Source organism: Paenisporosarcina sp. TG-14 (assembly GCF_000297555.1).
Lineage (GTDB): Bacteria > Bacillota > Bacilli > Bacillales_A > Planococcaceae > Paenisporosarcina > Paenisporosarcina antarctica.
Genome location: NZ_AMGD01000015.1, coordinates 1 through 23,821, shown reverse-complemented (window position 1 = coordinate 23,821; position 23,821 = coordinate 1). Strand labels below are relative to the sequence as shown.

Genomic DNA, 23,821 nt, shown 5'->3' with positions numbered 1-23,821 from the left:
CCTATTGCTCCCTTTCTTTCGCGAGCATTTGTTGCGACATCCAAAGATCATCTACTTTTCCTTGAACATCTTGGAAGTTTTGATGTAACGCCTGGATCATGATATCTCGATTTTTTGAATTGATCGCTTCGATATAGAGCTCGTGATTTTTTAAAACTCGTGCAAAATCATCGGACTTTTCTTCTAAACGCATGCGCATAGATAGAAGGATTAAACTTTCCATAACAGGTTTTGCATTATTCCATATTAATAGGATATAGGAATGATTAATCGAACGAATTATTGTTTCATGAAACAATACATCCTGATAAGAGAATTCATCAGCATCATTATATTTAATGGCAACTTCCATCATTTCGCTTATTTTACTAAGCTCTTTTACTAATTCAGTGGTATCCATTTTCACAATACGTTCATAAACAAACGTTTCGATGAGTAATCGCACATCATAAATTTCCTTTATATCCTGTTCCGATAAACCAACAACAACCGCACCCATTCTTTCTAATCGAATAATGTTTTCAGTTGCCAATATTTTTAATGCTTCACGAATAGGGGATCGACTTACTTCAAATTCTGCTGCTAATTTGTTTTCTGATAAAACGGTACCTTTTTTTATCATGCCTGAAATAATGCGAATTCTAAGCTCGCATGCTAAACGAACACCTGTAGATGCGCCCGCAATCCATTTTGAAGGATAGAGATATTCCATTGATTCACTCATCATTTCACTTCCTCATCCGGTAACCGGCATACTTGTATACAAGTATGATAGTTCAACTATATTGAAATGTAAACGCTTTTATACATTCAATTTTTTTCGGAGACATTTATAGGACGGAATTCGAATCATGGCACCATTGCATATCTAAGCAGTTTAATCATTATTTTTTTCGTGAATGAGGGGGAAAATTGCAGATGCACAGACGTGAACAAGTCACATTTTGTCAAACGGCGAATAATATAAGGAGGAAACAATTTGGGTAACAGAATCATACTCATTCGGATATTCACAAATTGATTAGGAAATTCTAAAGTTTATTATCTGCACCAATAAAGATGGTTCTAATCAAAAAACAAGTAAAAAAAAGCACATTTATTAATAATGAAAAACCCGCAAACATATTATTACAATAGATATTTTGAGATGTATAATCTGAAAAAGGAGTGGGTAGATGGACCGAATCAAGATGAAAAAACTCAATAAACAGGCACTATTGTTTGTGGTAATCAATACGGTAGTTATCTTTAACCTCGTATTCGATATCTTTCAATTTTATGTGGATAAGTAACTTGTCCATAATAGATAAAAAAAGCATGTAAACCCTTTACTATCAAAGGGTTCACAGGCTTTTTGTAATTAATGAGCACTGCTTACTAGAGAAGAAAACAAATTGACTTCATTTAGTTACGGTTATTCGGCCATTATCTGTCTGTAACTTAATCAAATTTTTCCCTTTACCGTAAGTTACAAGGTTTTTCTCTTCGTTAAAAATGGTGATTTTCCCGTTATCCGATTCTGCATCTATTGTCGCGTTTGTCGGCACGGATTCAGTTTTGATTTCAATACTGCCGTTGTCTGTTGCTAAATCAATCGGCCAGTCTAATTTATTTGTTATCAAGGATATTCTCCCATTATCCGAATTCCCCTTAATTTCACCTTTGATATGTTCCAAAATAACTTTACCGTTATCGGTTTCAACATTAACAGTGCTGGCTTCTACATTTCTTAACTGTATCTGACCATTTTCCGTCTCTAGCAAAACCACATCTGCTTGTATATTTTCTACATTGATGCGCCCGTTGTCACTATTAACTTTGATGCTTTCATATTGTTTCTCTGGAATATTTACTGTCAATTTCAAGTCAAAAGAAGGGAAACCAAACGAAAAGAAAAACCGGCGTCTCTCTTTAAATTGAACAGAAAGTGTTTCTCCTTTTACATTCACATCAAATGTGTATTTTGACTTCTTACTTGTATCGCCTGAATATTCCACTGTTGCTACTGAACTTTTAGTTGGTATAATTTCTACTGCAGTATTATTTGTCAAAATTTCAATGTTAGTAAATGAATCTTCAATAACTTTCTTATCGATGTTCTCCCCAAAGACATCATTACCTTTGAAAATGAACATAATTCCACCTGTTACCACTAGCAATAGAGCTAAAAAAATGACCCATTTATTTTTAAACATCATTCTCTGTAAGACCCCTTTATTAAGATTGTAATAAACGCAATCGATATGAATTCATTGCCGTTTCGCCGAGTTGGTCAAGCAGATTATAATTGGCAAACGCGCCAATCACTGCTCCGATTCCAGGTAGCATTTGGAACATTTTCACTAAATCGATGTAATCCCGGTATTCCTGTTGAAATTCTCGCCAGTCCATATCGGCGACCACATATTTTTGTTGCTGCCAGTTTTCAATGATCAACAATGTTTCTTTTCGTTTTTCCTCGCTCGAAAAGGCCAATAGGAAAATATGCAAAATGAACAGACGTTCTTCGGAATCGTTCGTATCAAATCCATACACAGCAGCCACTTCAAACAGAAACTTCATTTTAATGGATAATAGCAACGGAAAGTCAGCTACTCCAAGTAGTATTCCCCCTGCACCTGTTCCAGCACCTTCAATAACAGCTGTTTTTCTGAAGGTTGAAAGCTTTTCCTTAAATAGCTCGTCACGCTCATAGAGACTCATACTTGTTAATGACCGTTTTTTCGTCGTCAAATTAGAGCCTACAAGCGTTGCTTTCACCATGTTTTTGATGCTTTCTGTCATCACTTTATGAAACTTTTCTGGTAGAAGTCCATTTATCTTCGTCTGTGCAGTCTTAGCTACACGGCTTATAGGACCTGATTGTCTTGTCATTTTCTGCTTCCAAATTAGTAGTTCTTGTTCTACCTTCAGCTTATAATCAATCATATGTCTCCCCCTTCTGCACACCACAATCATTTCGTTAGTTTAAGTATAGCCTTTTAGTCATTCATTCAAATGGACCTAGGAGGTATTTACATCTAAGCCTTAAGACTTAGTAGCTAATTTTTCATTTAGCCTCTGTAAAACATTTGATATACTAAGTACAAGCGTGTTAAAAATCCTCTCCCTTAATAGCTTATGATGATGAAAAATATTGAAAAGAAGATCTTTATCAGTTAGGTAAGCTGATACAGACCTTCTTTTTTGTATGGATTAACTACTGTAGAAAAACAAAGGTAGAACTTATTTCATTCAGATGGTTTTGGGATACCCACAAGATAGAATAATTGTAGGTACTGCCCTCAATTTGAATCGGTTTTGGGTACCTGACGATTAAAGCAGCTTGACCTTCCATTTCTGGTGGTTGGTCCACTGACGGGAAAATAAAACATGCTTCTTGTTGTTGGATTTGTGCTTTAATGATGCGAGGTGCGGAACCGTATGGATATAGTCCATGGTACGCTTCATTGAGGCAAACTTCGCTAATCGTTTCATCTGTAGAAATCGCTGAAAGTTGAAAGAAGCCATCGAGACCTTCATATCTTTCCTCTCTTATTCTTTCCCAATGTGAAGGGTATTGAAATTGTACATTATAGACAGTGTTTGTATAGGTTTTCTTCATAGGAACAATTGGGCTAGGGGACCATTGCAAAGACGTAATGAATGCAACTTCCCTTAATCGAATCGGTACAGGATGCAATATGTCAATCATCCATATCTCACTAGCCATCCCATTGTTACAGTCCGAAAGATAGGCAATTTTCCTGCCATCTGGGGACCATGTAACAGGAGTGACAAAGCAATTTGATATGGCTCTCGTCAAGTCGTTTTCCCCTCTTTTTCCACTTGTTTTGATTAGAGAGAAATATCCAACGTCTTCAAAAGCAGTAGCACTGTAAGCAATAGTTGAGGAATTAGGAGACCATACGGGAGAATAGTTTTTAGCAAGAGGACCGCCCCTTACTTCAAATATGCTTCCCGTTGAAATTTCTAATGTGTAAATAATGGAGATGCTAGCACCAGGGGTTGTGTAAAGTAAGTAGGATCCATCTGGAGAAATACGAACATCATTAAAACGACTTCCAGTGTTTTGAGTTATTTGCTGTTTATTAGTTCCATCGGTTTGAATACGGTAAAGCTGACTAATTCCTGATGCGTCGGCCGCTTGGAAAAGCAATTCTGTACCGCTCGGAAACCACTGGACATCAGTGGCACCATGTTGGTTTATTTTTTGAAATTGATGTGTATTAATATTGTACAAAATCACATCATTCCGCTTCGTATAAGTTAGTATTTGACTGTCCGGTGACCAACTTAAATAAACGCCTAAGCCCTCACTAAATTGATCAATACGGCTAATTCCACCTTCAGATACATAGAGTACATACAGAATTTCATTTTTTCCTACAAAAGCGATTCTTGTGCTGTCTGGAGACCAAAAAGGAATTGAAAAGGATTCTCCTAAACCGTTTGTGAATTGTACATTCTCACCATTACTAGGGTTATATAGCCATATATCATAGTCTCCCCCTACGTTGGCTGTATAGGCAATCAAACCTTGATTCCCGGGAGGTGCATATGGAATGATTAACTTCATACCTGGGAAAATGGTATTTGATGGTAGTAGGTTCACTTCCCTGATTAGCTCAGGATTACTTAGTCCACTTGTTATTACATTAAAACGTTTAGCTATTTGAAAAAGTGTGTCCCCGGGTTGAACAACGTAGTATGGGCTACCTGGAGGGACTTTCAACAGTTGGCCCACTTGTATGATATACGGAGGATGAAGTTGGTTTGCTTGGATAATAACGGATTGTGGAACGCCGAAAAATTGAGCAATTTTATAAATGGTATCTCCTGACCTTACACGGATGACATCAACACCAGGAGGAACGGAAAGCTGCTGACCTACGTAAATCGTGTAAGGTGATTCCAAATTATTCGCAGCAATAAGGGACTCAACCGGTAGCTCCCATCTCCTTGCTATCTGATATAACGTATCCCCAGGACGGACTGTATAAAAAATTTGCATCTCTTACCTCCAATATCATTTAAATTAAAGAAATTTACGTTTTTATATCTACTTTCGTTTTTTACCGAATACTTAACTTATCGCGAGAAGAAGTAGAAAATGCATCCCTTAATCATTTATCCGTAAAATATAAGAGTGAAAAAAAAGACTACCTCCCATTTTCATGAGAAATAGTCTTTTTGCTTACACTTTATTAAAGAACTGCAAGGCCGGTTTTAGAAGTGTGCATTTTTATGCCCTATATTTTATAGCTAATCCTTTTAAGAAATTTCTAGCGTTCTGATCACCGCACTCTTTATAATTCTTATGTCCTTCTTTTCTTAAAAAAGCACTTAATTCCCCTTTTGTTATCACTACTCCTGAAGTTTCTAATATATCAAGCATATCCTCACTTGTTAATGACAGTGCTATTTTCACTTTCTTCAGAAGGAGATTATTCGCTCTTTCCTTAGTCAGTGCAGGGATTTCAGGTTGTCCTGGTTTCGGCTCTTGTTTTCCTCTTTTGAAAATAATAAAGCCGTTTAAAAATGTCTCTAACATCGCATTATCAAGTCTAATATGATTTTCATCTTCAACAGCATCAAAAATACTGTCAGCTTCATCATCGTAATCGTCAGGTGATTTTGTCAGTACCTTCAGCACTTCATCTTTTGAGAGTTCAATGCCGCCAAGTTTAAAGACCTCTACCATATCTTTATTTTTTATATCTAGCGCATATCTTAATCTGATTAATATATCATTATTATCCATCAATAAACCTCCTATAACATTACCTATTTACACAACCTCAAGTTCTTAACGAAAAAAGTATTACATAAAATTAAGTACCCATTTGTGTGTTTATAGTATTTATTCAAACTTAATAATAGCACATAAAATTATTTTTAAATCGACAGCTCTATAAATGCATTCATTTCATAGCCTTATCATAACCATGTACATTTATCCTCATATGACAGTAGCAAGGAAAAAAAGCCTTTCATCAGTTAATAAACTGATAAAAGACCTTTTCTAATAGATGAGTTTTATTTGTAACAGGCTAAAACCCGATATAAGTATGGGTTATAAATCCTTATTACATCATGCTACTCAATGAGCATGATGTAATAAGAAAGAAGGTTTTAATTATACTTCAAGCTTTCTAAAGCTTTAACAATATGTTTTTCCAGGGCAGGAGCTAACGTTCGAGAATAGGTGGCTGTGATATGGTGATAATCACGATACACTAATACATTTCCTATGACAGGTTTGCAAGTATCATCATCACAGAAATACTCCGACATGTCGGCAAAAATTACATTGTCCGGTATAATCTCGGTGTTTTCCCATGGAGGAATTGCGGATAAGGCATCTTTCCTCTGCACTGAACAGTTATCTGGATTTTTTTCTACGCACAAAGGAGGGTCCTCATTCATTCTTGGATTATCACGGAGCGCAAACACCGTAGTAATTCCTTCAAACTCTTCCCACTTACTGAGGTATCCAGGCGGTATTGTATCACCACTATTGACGTTTGCTGTGGTAAATAGTAAATCGGGTGGATCGGAAAGTAAAGGTTCCATCACATCAACATTCCACTCCATACAAGATTTTGACAGATTGCCATTAAAATCGTCACTCGAAAACCTACACGCGTCTTTATTATATAAATCAATTTTCAAGTTCTGCATTTCAGCCACAATTTTCAAGGCAGGGAGCCAGTGACCAGAATGGGAGCCGCCTACAAGTGCAATTGTATATTCCGGATTGTCTAATTCACCATATGAACATTTATCTACTCCTTTTTCAGTACGACTGCTGAAACAATCTCTTTCTTCGTAGAACACGGGAACATCCATTTTAGCATTAATTAAATTGGGCATCGGTTCAAGATTCGGGATTGCTATAATGTTGTCAGAAATGGTGCGCGCACCTGGATAATCTTCAACGACGTCTCCTTCAATCGACTCTATATCCGCGTTCACTTTAATACTTTCGGAAGCATCGGTATATTCTTCTTCACTACTCTTTTGAGACTGATCTACGTAAACTTCCCAAGATATGCCGACGAAGATTACGGGGAGCATGAATGTCGTCAAAATTACACCAAGTCTTACTTTTGATTTCTTTACGTTTATTTTTCTTACTGGTGCTTCAAGGATTTTTACGGAAATAAGTGATAAAGCGAACGCGCCTAACAAAATAGCCAATCCACCTTGATAAGTTACCGTAGCAGTGCCAAAATACGTGTAATAGAAAATTAATATCGGCCAGTGCCATAAATAAAAGCCGTAAGAAATATTTCCTAAGTATAAAAACGGTTTTGAACCTAACAGTTTCTCTACTCCAAAACGGCTACCATTCTCTGCAGCAAGTATGACTAACATCACACCTGTAGTTGGCAATAACGCAGCATATCCAGGAAAAACATTGGATACAGGCAAAAGAATTCCAGTAAAACAAATGACGGCCAAACCGAACCATCCTATAACAAAACTAATAGACTTTTTAAACTTCAAATATGGAATCAATAGCGCCAAAATCCCGCCTAAGCTAAACTCCCAAACACGCGCAAACGTGTCAAAATACGCCCAGGGCTGATTTGTAGAGGTAATATAAATTGAATAACCGAGAGAAACGCTAAAAATAATGGTCAGTACAGCCAATAAAGTCTTTCGCACAGGAAGTTTAAATATTTTCCTTGCCGCAAAGTAGGCCAACATAATAATTAGCGGCCATGTAACATAAAATTGACCTTGAATTGACAAAGCCCAGAAATGCTGGAACGGACTGGCAACATTGTCTTTAGCCAGATAATCAACAGCAGTGTTCGCCAACTGCCAATTCTGATAATAAAATGCCGAAGAAAAGATTTCAGGAATGGTTTGTTTCCAAGCCGTCATCGGCAAGATTAGAATAGAAAATATGGTTGTAAACAAAAGTACTGTAAAGGCGATAGGAAATAATCTTCTAGACAACCCTAACAAATATTCAATAAGATTGATTCTTCCTTCCCTCTCTATTTTTGACAATAAAGAAGTTGTAATTAAGTACCCGGACACAATAAAAAAAACATCCACTCCGCCGGAAACGGACCCTATCCAAATATGATATATTGCGACTAATAACGCAGCAACAGCTCTTACCCCCTCTATTTCGGGGCGAAACTTCTTTTCTGGTACTCTTAAATCAACCAACTAATACACCTCAATTTCAATACTTTCATTTAATCAAATTCCTTTGATTTAAAAACTACAATAGCTATCACAAGCCTTCCATTCTAGTTAATAATTCCTGAATTTATTGAACATTACTAGAATGCAACGTTCTGATCTATTTGTCAAGTTGACCCATTTTTGTTAATTGTGTTTTTCCGCTTTATTTCATGACAAGTTTCAGTACTTCACCTTATAAAGCACGAAAAAGGACCTAACGTAAATTTTAAATTTACGTTAGATCCTCACACTTGGTGATATTTAGTATAAACAATATACGTAAGTCGGAATTCATATGTACAAACTTACAACCCTTCTATTGGATACCATACAGGTGGATAAATTATCGTCGCAAAGAAAGACCGTTACTGATATCACTCAAATTACGAAAAAACGGCCTTATCGCTAATGGACAAGGCTGTTACTCTAATACCAATTCAATTTTACCATAGCATCACAATGTGTAGAGTGTATGTGGTAACACAAGGATGCTGGTGGGTTTATTCCATTATAGAGACCTTTTTCTTTCAGAAAACAGACTTTATCAAAACAAAAATTACGCTGTAAAGGAACTTGAAACTGAATAAAGTACGTACACAAAGGTGATGTGATTCATTTTTTCTCTAACTTTTTTAGAGTTACATCACTTCACTGTCCCCTTCTCATCAACACTCTTTTTCAAAGTTATCAAGCAATGCACGCACCTCATCTGTTGATTTCGTGTTCATCAATTGATTTCTTAATTCACTAGCTCCACTGAATCCTTTGACATAAATTTTGAAAAAGCGATGAAGCCCTGTGATTGAACGTGGCAGTGCTTCCGCATATTGATCTTGAAGATCAAGCTGAAGTCTTAAAAGATCAAGGTATTCTTTAGTGCTATGCTCTTTTGGCTCTTTTTCAAAAGCAAAAGGATTTTTAAAAATACCTCGCCCGATCATAACGCCATCAATACCATATTGTTCAGCAAGCTCCATCCCAGTTTGACGATCAGGAATGTCTCCATTGATTGTTAGCAGCGTATTTGGTGCGATACGGTCACGTAATTTTTTGATTTCTGGAATTAGCTCCCAATGCGCATCTGCTTTGCTCATTTCCTTTCTTGTACGTAAATGAATAGAAAGGTTCGCAATATCCTGTTTTAAAATATGCGTTAGCCACTCCTCCCACTCATTTACATCGTTATAGCCAAGTCGAGTTTTCACGCTGACAGGCAGTCCTCCTGCTTTTGCTGCTTGAATAAGTTCTGCCGTAACGTCTGGACGAAGAATAAGGCCACTACCTTTCCCTCTCGTTGCCACATTCGGTACAGGGCAGCCCATATTAATATCGATACCTTTATATCCTAGCTCTGCCATGCCAATACTCATTTGACGGAAATATTCAGGATTATCTCCCCAAATATGTGCCACCATTGGCTGTTCATCTTCAGTAAAAATCAACCGGCCACGCAAACTTTTAATGCCCTCTGGATGACAATAGCTATCCGAGTTTGTAAACTCTGTGAAAAATACATCCGGTCGACCGGCTTTACTTACTACTTGCCGAAAAACAACATCTGTCACATCTTCCATTGGTGCAAGTACAAAAAATGGTCGTGGTAAATCACGCCAAAAATTATCTATCATTTCAAACTCAAATCCTCTCACTATGGATACAACTTCAAACTTTCACTCAAAAAATAAATGATCCTCTTCTTTTACACTTATATCATGCTTAATAACTTATTATCAAACACAAGTACATTTGGACACTTATAATTTGTGAAAAACTATTGTGAAAATCGACAATGTTTATTTTAACGAAATTCTGTCCTGAATGGTATTTTTATAAACAAAAAAAATATAGATTTTTTCTATATCAACTGCGTTTCTATTATACCAACTCCAACCACGCGACCGCTTCACAATGTGTGGAGTGTTATTGACAAAACAAAAGGGATGTTGGTGGGTTTATCAACATTCTTTGATTTTTTTAAAAAAACAAGTACTTGTTCATTACGCGTTACATAAACCTTTTACAACACAACCAACAATAAACGTGAAAGAAAAGGCCTCCCAACAGTTTAGTAAACTGATGAAAGACCTTCTCTAAAAGTGGTCATATGCAATTTTTCAAACAAAGAAGTGGTCATCAATGATAGGATGACCGTGAACGTGTCTGAATCAGAAGCCTTCAAGATATACGGAAGATGAATGAGAAGGCGTTAAAAATCATTGCAAAACGCATGTAAAAGACACGAAGACTCTTGAGAAGCTTTTTCTCGGGGGTCTTTTTTCTATATTAAAGAGTTAGTAGAGTTATCTCGTCTCTTATTGAGAAATTGCTCCGACTCCGACCAAGGTGAAATAAACAAAGAATTTAAAGAGTTATTAAATGCTTTTACTTTGTAAATCACCGTTTTTCTAAGAGCCCTCACCGGCTCTTTTTCTATTTTCCATCAAATCTATCAAATACGCTCAACCTTCTGATAAACTGGAACAAACTGCCATAGCATAAAGGAAAACGAAAGCTGGTGATACCATGAACGCATTTTTATTTACCGTGCTCGGCATTTCTTTACTAACCATTATCTTGATTACTGTCTTCGGTTGGAAAACAAAGTCTAACGAGAACCTGATTCTCTTCCAATCACTGCCTTTAACCTTTATCTACAGCTTGCTGTACGTCGGCTTCCCGCTCCAACGCTATTTGTTTCCTGGAGAGGACAGCGAAGGATATGGGATGGGCTTTGTGGTTATGATACCGTCAGGATTGTTTTTGTTTATCTCGATGACGATACTTGGCATTAGAGGCATGACGAAATGGAAAGAAGAGAATGACAAGTTCTTGCTCGTGACGTCACTTGCTTGTGTATCGATTATGATATCTTTGGTCTTTACTCATTTCTTGTACCCGTTTTTGACCCTTTATATACTAGGGAGAAAAGCGGTAAGGAAGTTGAAAGGGCGGAAAGAATCAATTGCATAAATTAAAATGAAGAGCCCTAACCGGCTCTTTTTTCTTATGCCATTACCCAACAAACCACATGGAGCGTGGATGGATACTTATTAACAGAGTCGGAAACTGATGGAGGAAGTTTGACTTGGTCTAGTTGGGTGGAGACTTTTAAGCATTAACTAATACTCCTTACTTATTGTGAGACAAAAAAACCACTAGGGGTTTTTTCTTTTTTATTTATCCATGAATCACTCATAGAGATTGACTCCGAGTGTTTAGTGTATCTAACCCTCCTAGCTTACAAGTGGTTTTCCTACAACCAAACTTTCATCCTGCTCGTTTAAATCAATTTCTTGAGCTTGGTTAATTATTTCATCAATTTCGCTTAAATACATGTCAAATAAATCATTTCCTTTATTAGTATCCTCACAAACAATAGTTGGAAGTATTGTTGTCCTGCCTTTGGAAGGCTTAGACTGAACAGAAATAATATTATCATCAAGTCTATAAAGAGAATAAGAAGGGAAGGAATCACTATAATAAAATCTCAGATTACTCTGCGTTTTCTTTCTTTTTGGTGATTTCTTTTCCTGAGAAATCCTACTCCATGCTTATTCCATTTTTAATATATTACTCTGTAACTCCTCTACTGATGTTTCATACCTTTCAGCTAGTGGCTGAATAAATGAAGACTTAGGTGATAGTAAAATTACTCTTACTTTACAATTGGAACGCACTACTTTATCTCTCAAAAGTTCTATATGTGAATTAGTCCAAGTTCTTCCGTAAACATGATATATATCAATATTACTTGAAGATTTTTTAAAATAATATCTATAATCAATATCGGCAATCTCAGAAAATATCTCAACTATCCCTGTTTTATCAATTGTTCCCTTTAACTTAATTTTTTCGAAAATTAGGTCAACTAATTTTTCTTTTAAATAGTACTCATTCATTATTTCAAAAATTCCTGCAATAAAGAGAGCTGTTGCAATATTACCTGTAATACCGTTCCATAAAGTATTATTGATATACATCTCATTAACAAGAATTACCCCTAAACCTAATGATATCAGTACTAAAGCAATATACTTTATATTAACTTTTCATATAAATAACTCTATATCTAAATAAAAAGGTATACAAAACCCCTTAATTCATTAGAAATTAAGGGGTAGTACACTTTCACTTTATTCAAGTTTTTATTAGTTTTGAAAGCTCTACCATTTTCAGCTCTTTCTAACCACCTCCATTAATTTTGATATACATTTGGAACATTAATTCAATGGCAGGTAGAATACTATGAGCAAATTATGAGCATTACTCATTTTTAAGACAAAACAAAAAGAGCTAAAACCCAGATATATCTAAGGCTCTAGCTCTATTTTTGTTTAAAAAATCTACATCATGCCGCCCATTCCGCCCATGTCAGGCATGCCGCCGCCGCCTGCATTTTTGTCTGGAATTTCTGCAACTACTGCTTCAGTAGTTAATAACATAGCTGCTACAGATGCTGCATTTTGAAGTGCAGAACGAGTAACTTTAGTTGGATCCACGATACCCGCTTCCATCATGTTCACCCATTCACCGTTTGCTGCGTTGAAACCGATACCGATTTCTTCGCGTTTCAAGCGGTCAACAATGATTGAACCTTCAAGACCTGCGTTGTTTGCGATTTGACGAACTGGCTCTTCAAGTGCACGAAGTACAATTTTCACGCCAGTTGCAACGTCGCCAGTTTCAGTAGCCGCTACTTCAGCTACTTTTTTGTAAACGTTCACTAGTGCAGTACCACCACCAGAAACGATTCCTTCTTCAACTGCTGCGCGAGTTGAGTTTAAAGCATCTTCAATACGAAGTTTACGCTCTTTAAGCTCAGTTTCAGTTGCTGCTCCGACTTTAATCACGGCAACACCACCCGAAAGTTTAGCTAAACGCTCTTGTAATTTTTCTTTATCAAATTCAGAAGTTGTTTCTTCTAATTGAGCACGGATTTGGCTTACGCGACCCGTGATTTTTTCTGGATGACCAGCACCTTCAACAATAGTGGTGTTGTCTTTTGTTACAACCACTTTCACTGCACGGCCTAGTTGTGAGATATTAGCAGTCTTTAACTCTAAACCAAGTTCTTCTGTGATAACTTCAGCACCTGTAAGAACAGCGATATCTTCAAGCATTGCTTTACGACGATCACCGAATCCTGGAGCTTTAACTGCTACCGCATTAAATGTTCCACGTAATTTGTTTACAACTAATGTCGCTAACGCTTCGCCTTCAACGTCTTCAGCGATGATGATCAATGGTTTCCCTTCTTGTACCACTTGCTCTAGTACTGGAAGGATTTCTTGAATGCTTGTAATTTTTTTGTCTGTGATTAAGATATATGGATTTTCTAAAACAGCTTCCATTTTTTCTGAATCAGTAACCATGTAAGGAGATGCGTATCCACGATCGAATTGCATTCCTTCAACTACATCAAGTTCAGTTGTGAAGCCTTTTGACTCTTCAATCGTGATAACGCCGTCGTTTCCAACGCGCTCCATCGCTTCAGCAATCAATTGGCCTACTTCTTCATCGCCAGAAGAAATCGATGCTACTTGTGCAATTGATTCTTTGCCTTCGATTTCTTTTGAAATTTCTTTAAGTCCAGTAATTGCTGCTGCAACCGCTTTTTCGATTCCTTTACGGATTCCGACTGGGTTTGCGCCAGCTGTTACGTTTTTTAAACCTTCACGAATCATTGCTTGCGCAAGAACCGTTGCAGTTGTTGTTCCGTCACCAGCGATATCATTCGTTTTAGAGGCAACTTCAGCTACTAGCTTAGCACCCATGTTTTCAAATGCGTCTTCTAGCTCGATTTCTTTAGCAATCGTTACACCATCATTAGTAATAAGTGGTGAACCGAATTTTTTCTCAAGAACAACGTTACGTCCTTTTGGTCCAAGCGTTACTTTAACAGCGTCCGCTAATTTATCTACACCACGAAGCATTGCGCTACGTGCGTCTTCGCTAAATTTAATTTCTTTTGCCATTTTTGTAATCCTCCTAATGAGTTAAATGAAGTTATTAATATTAGCCAATAATAGCTAAAATATCGCTTTCGCGTAAAATTAAAAATTCGTTACCTTCAAATTTCACTTCAGTACCTGAGTATTTAGAGAAGATGATTTTGTCTCCCGCTTTCACATCTAGCTCTACACGCGCGCCGTTTTCAAGTACACGACCAGTCCCAACAGCAATTACTTTCCCTTCCTGTGGCTTCTCTTTAGCAGAGTCTGGAATGACAATGCCGAATGCTGATTTTTCTTCAGACTCGACTAATTCAATTACGATACGATCGCCTAATGGTTTTAACAAGTGAAAACAACCTCCCTGAAATGGTAGTAAATTAATTTATTAGCACTCTCAGTGTATGAGTGCTAACACAGTTCTTATATTAATGAATCGTCTCCACTTTTGCAAGTAGGAACATCGATATTTCTGTATTCTTTGCGGGGCGCATTAAAAAACAATACAATAAGAAAAGAACATCTTTTGATGAAAGGACTTTATTTGTGAAAAAATACAATACAGCGTTTTATTTAATCTTAATTTATGTAATCATGCAATTGTCAGGAATAGTGTTTGCACCTCTTATCTTTGACTTATTAATGAAACAAGACGGAATGGAAATACAACAAGCTAAACTTATGGCAAGTGGTTGGTGGGTATTCATCAGCATGGCTGTGGCAACTCTAATAAGTGTTATCATTATCCGAAAAAACAAATCTTTTTTAAACAATTTAAAAGGCAAGCAGAGTTCAATTGGTGCTTCGATTGGTTGGGGTGTTCTCGGATTTTTCATGGTGTTGTTTGGTCAAGCACTTGCAGCACTTATTGAAAATGCACTTGGTATAGATCCTGGGTCTGAAAATACAGCTGCTTTTATTAAAATTGCAGATGCCGCACCTGTCGCTATATTATCGATTGCGATATTTGCTCCTATTCTAGAGGAACTAATTTTTAGACGCGTAATTTTTGGATCACTTGTCCAAAAGACCAACTTCTTTATTGCGGGGGCTGTAAGTGCGATTGTCTTCGCTATTATCCATTTTGACTTTACCCATATCCTACTGTATGCAGTATCAGGATTCATATTCGCTTTCTTGTATTACAAAACAAGACGTATTATGACTTCAATTATTTCACACATGTTATTAAATGGATTTGTCGTATTGGTCCAATTAAATGCAGATAATATTGAACGTTATCAAAAATATTTAGAAACTCTATCTAACTCACAATAAACTGTTTGACGTAATTGAACACCAGTTTCAAAGTACATAAGAATTTCTCCCGATGAAGCAATCATTGGGAGATTTTTTTATTGCCTATTAATTTATGGCCATTCAAATTGATTTGCCCCCTCAACCCCTTAACAACACTTGGTTGCTATCAAAAAAAAGCCCTCCACCGTTTAATCCGGTGGAAAGCTTTCATTTTGTTACTTCTTCATGTCGTCGATGAGCGCTTGTTGTTCTTCACGTTGACGCCTTTGTTCTGATTTCAAATACTTTTTATAACCAATTCGGGAAACCATAACACTAATCTCATACAATATGAATAACGGCAAAGTTACTAACAAATGCGAGAAAATATCTGGTGGTGTGATAAAGGCTGCAATGACAAATAATACGAAGTATGCATACTTTCTTACTTTCACCATCATCATGGGTGTAACCATTCCAAGACGTGTTAAGAATAACAACACGATTGGTAATTGAAAAATAATCCCAAATGGTACTGTGATTTGAAATAAGAAAGTAAAATATTCATTTATCCCAATAACTTGGTTGATATCTAAATCTGTTGATAATAGTATCATGAAATTAATGACATAAGGAAATAACACTTTGTAGGAAAAGAGAATACCACCTACAAATAAGAAAAACGTAAATGGAATATAACTAAGTGTCGCTTTTCGTTCTGTTTCGTGTAATCCCGGGCTAACAAAACTCCATAATTGATACAAGATGACGGGTGATGTAATCACCATCGCGATAAACATGATAACTTTTAAATAAATCATAATTGGATCGGTAATGGTGAATGCGTTTAACGTTAATGATTTCGCTTCTTCACTATACTGTAAAAAGTGTATTAAAGGCTTGGCTAAAAAAAAGCTACCAAGTACTGCAATAACAAAGAAAACGACGGTAATCATCAGTCGTTTTCTTATTTCATCTATATGTTCAATGAGTGTTAAATCTTTTTCATTCATCGGATTGGTCATCCTAACTTACTTCAGTTCATCATTTTGAACGTCTTTTTTCTTTTTATCAACTGCATCGTCATCATCTACTAACCCTTTTGTTGCATTTTTAAACTCACGTAAAGAAGAACCAAAAGCTTTACCAAGTTCAGGTAACTTTTTAGGACCAAACACAAGTAACGCGACAACACCGATAATTATAAAACTTAATGGACCTGGCATTGAAAATACCTCCTTATAGTGTGATTTAAGTTTAACGTATTTAGCATCTATACGCTATTGCTTCTATGAACGAAGTGTGAACGTTTCTTCGTCTTGTTTTATGCTGTAAATTAGGGTTTGCAATTCGACAGACAGATCAATTGTGTGAATACGAATTGAATCAGGTACAGTCAATCTAACCGGAGTGAAATTGAGAATTCCTTTAACCGACGTTTTTATTAGACGGTCTGTTACTTCTTGAGCCGCACGAGATGGCACTGTCAAGATTACGAGTTCAATCCCATATTGTTGTATTTTTTCTTCTAACTTACTTGGCTCAAAAACGGGAATATTACTCATTATCGTCCCATCTTCCGTTGCACTCGTATCAAATGCCACCACAATTCGGGTGTTATGATTTTTGTGGAAATTATATTTTAGAAAAGCTGTACCTAAACTGCCTACACCAATTAATGCGACATTCGTCTCTTCGTCTTGGTCGAGCGTTTGACGAAAAAACTCAAGCAAGTGTTGGACTTCGTAGCCATAGCCTTTTTTACCTAATGCGCCAAAATGTGAAAAATCACGACGAATTGTAGCAGAATCAATTTTCATCGCTTCACTTAGTTCTTGTGAAGAAACACGCTTCTTACCCGCGTTTGAGAAGTTTTGGATGAAACGATAATAAAGAGGTAATCTTTTTGATGTAGCTTGTGGAATTTTAAGCGGTTCTTGTTTCATGTTGTTCCTCCTGCACTCAAGCGAAATCGCTTTCATCTTACATTACTACGTGAAAGAAGTAAAGTTCAGTCGTTGCACGAGTCACGAGCATCCTTTACACTAAGTGAGAACTGAGGTGGAATATATGATTGTATTACAAGTGAATCAATTACATAAATCGTTTGGTATCGATGAAATCTTAAGCGGGGCCAAACTAGAAATAAATCATCGTGACCGTGTGGCTCTCGTAGGTCGAAACGGAGCTGGGAAGTCCACACTCCTTAAAATTATTGCAGGTGAAATGTCTTATGATTCTGGAGATATTATCATTCCAAAAGATACTAAAGTTGGCTATATGGAGCAACATGCTGGCATCGATTCAGATTTGTCGATTTGGGATGAGATGATGACCATTTTTGAGTATCACCATGTGGCTGAACTAAAATTACGCTCATTGGAACGTCAAATGGCAGATTCTACCGTATATGATGATGCCGATTCCTATGCACGCATCATGTCTGACTATGACTTATTACAAGTAGCCTTTAAGGACTCCGGTGGTTACCAATACGAAGCTGATACACGTGCTGTCTTACACGGGATGCAATTCTTCCCCGAAGAATACGATAAACCGATACAGTCGTTATCTGGTGGTCAAAAAACACGTTTGGCATTAGCCAAATTATTATTAACTAAACCAGATCTGCTCATTCTTGATGAACCGACTAACCATTTAGATATCGACACACTCAGTTGGTTAGAGCGTTATCTGCAAGGTTACCCTGGTGCCATATTAATCGTTTCTCATGACCGGTATTTCCTTGATCAAGTTGTGAACTTTGTTTACGAAGTATCTCGTCATAAAGTGAAACGCTTTGTCGGAAATTATAGCAAGTACTTGGATGAAAAGGCAAAAACGTATGAACGGGATATGAAAACTTTTGACCGTCAGCAAGCAGAAAAAGAGAAACTTGAAGACTTTGTACAACGTAATTTAGCTCGTGCTTCTACAACTAAAATGGCTCAGTCTCGTCGAAAAGTTCTGGAGAAAACGGACTGGATGGGTTCACCGAATGGTGATGAAAAATCAGCAAAATTTGGTTTTTCTATTGATCGCCAAAGTGGCAACGACGTATTAAAATTAGAAGAATTAACGGTAGGTTATTCTGGTAAGCCGGTGTCCAAAGATGTAGATCTTCGGATTTTTCGTGAAGACCGAATTGCTTTAGTTGGACCAAATGGTGTAGGGAAATCTACATTACTCAAAACAGTTGTTAAAGATATTCCCCCTATTGCTGGATCAATTCATTACGGGACCAATGTTCAATTTGGTTACTATGATCAACAACAAGCTAAACTAACAGGTAATCGGTCCGTATTAAAGGAATTATGGGATGATTGGCCATTGATGAATGAAAAAGATGTTCGTAATGTTTTGGGTCGTTTCCTATTCAGTGGTGATGATGTGACCAAAACAATTTCCTCTTTATCGGGTGGCGAAAAAGCCAGAGTCGCTTTAGCTAAACTCATGATGTTAAAAGCAAACACTCTTATTCTCGATGAACCGACCAACCACTTAGATCTTGATAGTAAAGAAGTGCTCGAAAACGCATTAATTGATTACCCAGGAACTATTCTTTTCGTCTCACATGATCGCTATTTTATTAACAGGATTGCCACTAAAGTTATTGAGCTATCAGGTGACGGGGCATTTGAATATTTAGGTGATTATGATTACTACGTGGAAAAGAAAAAAGAACTAGAAGAAATTCGATTAGAACAAACGGGTCCTCAAGAAGTAGGAGCTGCGACCACGAAGCAATCCACTTCGACCATTGATAAAGAGGCGAAAAAAAGGGAACGACAAATTTCAAGACGCTTAGAAGAATTAGAAGCTCAATTACAAACAATTGAAGTTAGCATTAGTGCTGTTGAGGAAAAATTGTGTGATCCAGCCATTTTCCAAGACCATGAGCAACTATTAACTCTTCAAAAAGAGCTCGAAGCTTTTAAAGAGGAACAAGAAGTGTTAATGATGGAATGGATGGAATTAGAAGAAGAATTAGAAATATTATAATTAATAGCGCATGCTTCAACATGCGCTATTTTCTTGCAATTTTTTACCCATATATATAGGTCAAGTACAAATTTCGACATTTTTCTTTCCACATATTTATTCACAAACTAAAGCTTGATATATCAATCTATCAACAGACTTATCCACACTATCCACAGGTGAAATTTTTTTTATCTACAATTCAATATGAATAACCTACCACTACATATTGAATTCAACTAACTTATGCACAGGTTATCCACAAATTGTGCATAAGTACAGATGTTCTCTATTGACAGCGCCTTGTATTTTTGTTAAAAAAGAATCGATTCTCTTCAATGAGAGAATCGATTCTTGTTAATTCCAGTCGAATAAAGGCATACCTGGTTTTCCGTTCATGGACATCGAGCTTTTATGTCCTTTTTCGAACATAACTGAACCCGCTGCTGCAATCATCGCAGCATTATCTGTACATAAAAACAGAGGAGGGACAGTAAATGTGATGCCTTCTTTAGCAAAGGTATCTTTTAACGATTTTCGTAATCCTTTGTTTGCAGAAACACCGCCTGCAGCAATCACATGTTTCACCTTAAATTCTCTAGCAGCGCGTAATGTTTTACCAGTGAGTACTTCTACCACACTTGCTTGGAAACCTGCAGCTACGGCTTGTGGTTTAACCACTTCCCCACGCTGTTCGGCATTATGCATATAATTTATTACTGAGGATTTAAGTCCACTAAAGCTAAAGTCATAGGAATCTTGTTCTAACCAAATCCGTGGAAATGCAATTGCTTCTCCGCCTTCATGTGCCAGTCGGTCAATATGAGGACCACCTGGATAGGGCAGTTTTAATACTCTAGCTACTTTGTCATATGCCTCACCTGCAGCGTCATCACGTGTTTCTCCAATTAACTCAAATGAACCATGATTTCGCATCAAGACGATTTCTGTGTGTCCTCCTGAAACAACAAGAGCTAGTAAAGGGAATTGCATCGGTTCTACTAACTGGTTCGCGTAAATATGTCCCGCTATATGATGAACACCAACAAGAGGCAATCCATTAGCGAATGCAAATGCCTTCGCTGCGTTAATACCTATTAATAGTGCCCCTACAAGCCCTGGACCCTCTGTAACTGCAACTGCATCTATGTCACTTGGTTGCATGTTTGCTTGCTTGAGCGCTTCTTCAATGACAATGGTGACTTGCTCTACATGATGACGAGAAGCGATTTCAGGAACGACTCCACCGAAGCGTTTATGACTTTCAATTTGTGATGCTACAACATTGGATACAATTTCACTTCCGTTACGGACGATGGATGCAGCAGTCTCATCACAACTCGTCTCAATACCTAATATGATTTGATCTTTCATCATTTAAATTTCACCCACATTACCAGGGCATTCTCTTGGTTATCAGTATAATAACCTTTTCGAATACCACCATTTTGAAAATCTAATTTACGATACAAATTTTGTGCAACCGTATTACTGACCCGTGCTTCTAATGTCATCAGAACAACTCCAGACTCTTTAGAAACTTGGATTGCTTCACGCATAAGTCCTTCTCCAATCCCTTGGCCCTTAAGTTGCTCAGTCACTGCTACATTAGTAATATGACTTTCATCTACCACTATCCACATTCCACAGAAACCTACAATTTTTCCTTCACTATTTTCAGCGACAACATAATAAGCATGCAAGTTACTTGTCATTTCCTGAACAAATGCATCTCGTGTCCATGGTAGACTAAATGCTTCTTGTTCAATCTTTAAGACTCCATCAATATCTGATTCCGTCATTTTACGGTAAATAATCATATCATCCATGTGTTTCTCCAGCCTTTTGTTCTGCACGCCAATTCGTTTCAGCTTCGGTAATTCGTTTATAATCGGGTACAAAGTGATGCGTTTCTTCTATTGAAGGAAGTGCTGTCTTCAATGCTTGCTCAATCACAATAGAAGCTTTTGGTAAATCTAAATGAAACGGTGCACGAATAGCACGTTTACCTAGAACTTGTTGTATTGCGTCCCAATGAATTGAAACATCTTTCCCAACAAACAATATATCTTCTTCTTTAGCTGCCAACTTTTCTAAAACAGTCTCCAGGGAGTAGTGACCATCTGCTAAGTAAGTTTCTAAATCATTTGTATAAATCGCTGAAAATACATTCTGACGGCGAGCATCCATAATAGGACAAATAAGTCCTTTGAATAGCGCTCCATTCCCTGCAAGGGTTTGAAGACTTGATACCCCCACTAATGGAATCTTTAGTGTCCAAGCCAAAGTTTTAGCAATAGTCACACCAATTCGAACACCTGTGTATGAGCCTGGGCCTTCAGCCACTGCAATTGCATCAATTTCATTCGGTTTTATATTTGCTTGTTTTAAAACTTCTTCAACAGCTGGCATTGCCCCTACAGAGTGTGTTACTTTTACCGAGCTTGTCCATTCAACCAATAGCTGATCATCTTTAACAATCGCGATTGATAATGGCACATTCGATGTATCAATTCCTAACCAAATCATTCAAATAGCTCCTTACATAATCGCTCATAACGTTCACCCATTGGGGTAACTTCAAAACGTCTAGCAAATTCATCTTCGTAGAATACTTCGATTTGTAATCGATCATTTGGCAAATCATATTCAATCAATTTTGCCCACTCAATCACAGTTACCGCATCTCCATAAAAAAGTTCATCCCATCCTAAATCCTCTTCACTGCCTGCAAGACGATATACATCTAAATGATTGAATGGCAATCTACCTTCATATTGTTTCAATATCGTAAAGGTCGGGCTATTCACATTACGCTCTATCCCTAAACCTTTTGCAAAGCTTTTTGTAAAAGTTGTCTTTCCGGCACCAAGATCGCCTTCTAGCGTAATAACATCTTGTGCTTGAACGAGCGAGCCTAATCGCTGACCAAATTGTTCTGTTTCTTCAAGAGATGATACTTGTTTAATATATGTCATATAATGATTACCTCACACATGTTTTCTCTAGTGTACCGAATTCATAACAATTCTTCACTTTATTTGCACAAAAAAACCCACATAGAAAGTTTCCTTTCATTGCGGATTGATAATTTAGATAAATGGCGGTCCCGACCGGGATCGAACCGGCGATCTCCTGCGTGACAGGCAGGCATGTTAACCGCTACACCACGGGACCACATGTTATTTAACGACAAGATTTATTATATCATCTAATATAATATTAAACAATAGTAATTTGAAAAATAGTTTAAAGATTTTATAATATGAGTTTTAGTATAGTAATTAGGTTGTAAATTTGGTGGGTTAACGAAGTGATGATAACTGAAACCATCTTTCTTATTAGTATAACTTATCGCTAATTTATTGTTTCCTATTATTTGCACCGCCAAAATATACTAACTACCTCTTGCCCTTTCTCCAAAAGATAATTGACACAATAAGCAATACAATTGAAATTAAAGCTATGAATGTCCATCCATTTTCGACTCCATTGAAATAATAAGCAACCGGGAGAAAAGTTAGAAAAGTGAAAAGCATTGATATCCAAGACCTGTTAAACAAGCCATACAAAAACGAAATAAATGAACCTACAAATGAAATTTGCCAAATCAAAATAATCCAATTAAATGTTTCTATTATTTTCACCCCTATATATCTTATTATCTACATCAGCTTAAAATTCCTTAACGCTTCAATACAAATGTTATGTAGGATGTATGCATTGCATGGAAGATTAAGAGATATATGCTACAGCAAATAGAGGTGTCATTTCATCAAAATTCTACTAATTCATATACACATCGAATTCACGGACTAATTTGCGATAAAAGGATTTCCAGAGAATGAGGAATCATCTTCACTAAACAAAAAGAAATATATTCTGAGGCATTTTGAAAAGTAAGTGGAGAAAGTTATTGAGTTTCGACATTTCCCGGGAAATATGTCGAAACTTACGAATTTAGAGGATTTGGTTCTTAAAAGTTACTTTCATTGAGAATTATTTATTCCTAAAACTGGTAAGCTAATTTGGGAACACCCTTCCCATAAATCGAAAATTTTATTTATATCTTCACACAAAGTAAAGTGGCATGTAGCGACAACGAAATGGGTCCAATTTAAGAGTTTCCATTTCGCAAAAAACAGAAAGCTATCCGGTAATCTTAAACGATTTTCATGGAGCTGTTAAAAAAAGAATTGGCTTCCAATAGTCAACTTGGTTCAAGTGACGGTTTTTTACATCAGAAAGTATTGGTATTAATAGGCAAGATGACTTATTAGTTGAGACAACTGTTGTATAAATCTAATGATTTTCGTCACATCCCAGGTCTTTCCGTAAGCTATAGGCTCCAGGTCTCATTTCTCGCTCATCTTCTATTAACACTCGAAATAAACCACACAAAAAAACCGATACCCTTTTACAGGTAACGGTTTCTTATTTGC

The 23,821-nt window shown here is 36.8% G+C and carries 20 protein-coding genes and 1 tRNA gene; 3 read left to right on the top strand and 18 right to left on the bottom strand.

Going from position 1 to position 23,821, the window contains the following annotated elements; genetic code table 11:
* Position 1: 1 nt before the first annotated feature.
* The 7 genes from C406_RS0105290 to C406_RS0105255 form a co-directional block, all read right to left on the bottom strand.
* A complete protein-coding gene (locus tag C406_RS0105290) occupies positions 2–724 on the bottom strand; it encodes a GntR family transcriptional regulator (protein ID WP_017379555.1) in 723 nt (240 codons plus the stop codon).
* Between the two features lie 676 nt (positions 725–1,400).
* Complete coding sequence (locus C406_RS0105280) at positions 1,401–2,198, bottom strand: DUF4097 family beta strand repeat-containing protein (protein WP_017379553.1); 798 nt, start codon at positions 2,196–2,198, stop codon at positions 1,401–1,403.
* A gap of 19 nt (positions 2,199–2,217) precedes the next feature.
* Positions 2,218–2,928 (bottom strand): EcsC family protein, encoded by a 711-nt coding sequence (locus C406_RS0105275; protein ID WP_017379552.1) that lies wholly within the window; start codon positions 2,926–2,928, stop codon positions 2,218–2,220.
* Positions 2,929–3,199: 271 nt separating this feature from the next.
* On the bottom strand, positions 3,200–5,014 hold the full coding sequence (locus C406_RS0105270) for a LysM peptidoglycan-binding domain-containing protein (protein ID WP_017379551.1): 1,815 nt from the start codon (positions 5,012–5,014) through the stop codon (positions 3,200–3,202).
* A 231-nt stretch (positions 5,015–5,245) separates the two neighbouring features.
* Entirely contained in the window at positions 5,246–5,764 is a 519-nt protein-coding gene (locus tag C406_RS0105265) for a DUF1456 family protein (RefSeq protein ID WP_017379550.1), read from the bottom strand.
* A 371-nt stretch (positions 5,765–6,135) separates the two neighbouring features.
* Positions 6,136–8,190: an acyltransferase family protein gene (locus tag C406_RS0105260; RefSeq protein WP_017379549.1), complete on the bottom strand. Its 2,055-nt coding sequence runs from the start codon at positions 8,188–8,190 to the stop codon at positions 6,136–6,138.
* 683 nt (positions 8,191–8,873) lie between these two features.
* Positions 8,874–9,857, bottom strand: coding sequence for a tRNA dihydrouridine synthase (locus C406_RS0105255; RefSeq protein ID WP_026045613.1), 984 nt, complete (start codon positions 9,855–9,857; stop codon positions 8,874–8,876).
* A gap of 874 nt (positions 9,858–10,731) precedes the next feature.
* On the opposite strand from C406_RS0105255, the gene C406_RS0105245 reads away from it, so the two are divergent.
* Positions 10,732–11,178, top strand: a complete 447-nt coding sequence (locus C406_RS0105245) for a hypothetical protein (RefSeq protein WP_017379546.1) — start codon at positions 10,732–10,734, stop codon at positions 11,176–11,178.
* 581 nt (positions 11,179–11,759) lie between these two features.
* Here C406_RS0105245 and C406_RS0105235 read toward each other — a convergent pair.
* From C406_RS0105235 to groES, 3 genes are all read right to left on the bottom strand, one after another.
* The gene (locus C406_RS0105235; protein ID WP_017379544.1) at positions 11,760–12,188 is read right to left on the bottom strand and encodes a hypothetical protein; all 429 of its coding nucleotides are present in this window, start codon (positions 12,186–12,188) and stop codon (positions 11,760–11,762) included.
* Between the two features lie 363 nt (positions 12,189–12,551).
* A complete protein-coding gene (gene groL, locus C406_RS0105230) occupies positions 12,552–14,183 on the bottom strand; it encodes a chaperonin GroEL (RefSeq protein ID WP_017379543.1) in 1,632 nt (543 codons plus the stop codon).
* Between the two features lie 40 nt (positions 14,184–14,223).
* Positions 14,224–14,508, bottom strand: coding sequence for a co-chaperone GroES (gene groES, locus C406_RS0105225; RefSeq protein ID WP_017379542.1), 285 nt, complete (start codon positions 14,506–14,508; stop codon positions 14,224–14,226).
* A gap of 197 nt (positions 14,509–14,705) precedes the next feature.
* Here groES and C406_RS0105220 point away from each other — a divergent pair, with 197 nt between their 5' ends.
* On the top strand, positions 14,706–15,437 hold the full coding sequence (locus C406_RS0105220; RefSeq protein WP_017379541.1) for a CPBP family intramembrane glutamic endopeptidase: 732 nt from the start codon (positions 14,706–14,708) through the stop codon (positions 15,435–15,437).
* 197 nt (positions 15,438–15,634) lie between these two features.
* On the opposite strand, the gene tatC is transcribed toward C406_RS0105220, so the two are convergent.
* The 3 genes from tatC to C406_RS0105205 form a co-directional block, all read right to left on the bottom strand.
* Positions 15,635–16,411 (bottom strand): twin-arginine translocase subunit TatC, encoded by a 777-nt coding sequence (gene tatC / locus C406_RS0105215; RefSeq protein ID WP_017379540.1) that lies wholly within the window; start codon positions 16,409–16,411, stop codon positions 15,635–15,637.
* Positions 16,412–16,429: 18 nt separating this feature from the next.
* Positions 16,430–16,624, bottom strand: coding sequence for a twin-arginine translocase TatA/TatE family subunit (locus tag C406_RS0105210; RefSeq protein WP_017379539.1), 195 nt, complete (start codon positions 16,622–16,624; stop codon positions 16,430–16,432).
* 63 nt (positions 16,625–16,687) lie between these two features.
* Entirely contained in the window at positions 16,688–17,344 is a 657-nt protein-coding gene (locus C406_RS0105205) for a redox-sensing transcriptional repressor Rex (RefSeq protein ID WP_017379538.1), read from the bottom strand.
* 124 nt (positions 17,345–17,468) lie between these two features.
* On the opposite strand from C406_RS0105205, the gene C406_RS0105200 reads away from it, so the two are divergent.
* Positions 17,469–19,400 carry an ABC-F family ATP-binding cassette domain-containing protein gene (locus tag C406_RS0105200; RefSeq protein ID WP_017379537.1) on the top strand — a complete coding sequence of 644 codons (1,932 nt, stop codon included), beginning with the start codon at positions 17,469–17,471 and terminating at the stop codon, positions 19,398–19,400.
* 336 nt (positions 19,401–19,736) lie between these two features.
* Here the strand turns inward: C406_RS0105200 and tsaD are convergent, their stop codons facing one another.
* The 5 genes from tsaD to C406_RS0105175 all read right to left on the bottom strand — a co-directional run bounded on the left by tsaD (position 19,737) and on the right by C406_RS0105175 (position 22,556).
* Entirely contained in the window at positions 19,737–20,756 is a 1,020-nt protein-coding gene (gene tsaD / locus C406_RS0105195) for a tRNA (adenosine(37)-N6)-threonylcarbamoyltransferase complex transferase subunit TsaD (RefSeq protein WP_017379536.1), read from the bottom strand.
* Positions 20,753–21,208: a ribosomal protein S18-alanine N-acetyltransferase gene (rimI, locus tag C406_RS0105190; RefSeq protein WP_017379535.1), complete on the bottom strand. Its 456-nt coding sequence runs from the start codon at positions 21,206–21,208 to the stop codon at positions 20,753–20,755. Before rimI ends, tsaD begins: the two co-directional genes overlap by 4 nt.
* Positions 21,201–21,908: a tRNA (adenosine(37)-N6)-threonylcarbamoyltransferase complex dimerization subunit type 1 TsaB gene (gene tsaB, locus C406_RS0105185; protein WP_017379534.1), complete on the bottom strand. Its 708-nt coding sequence runs from the start codon at positions 21,906–21,908 to the stop codon at positions 21,201–21,203. Before tsaB ends, rimI begins: the two co-directional genes overlap by 8 nt.
* Positions 21,905–22,357, bottom strand: coding sequence for a tRNA (adenosine(37)-N6)-threonylcarbamoyltransferase complex ATPase subunit type 1 TsaE (gene tsaE / locus C406_RS0105180; protein WP_017379533.1), 453 nt, complete (start codon positions 22,355–22,357; stop codon positions 21,905–21,907). Before tsaE ends, tsaB begins: the two co-directional genes overlap by 4 nt.
* Positions 22,358–22,480: 123 nt before the next feature.
* Positions 22,481–22,556 (bottom strand) — tRNA-Asp (locus C406_RS0105175).
* Positions 22,557–23,821: the final 1,265 nt, after the last annotated feature.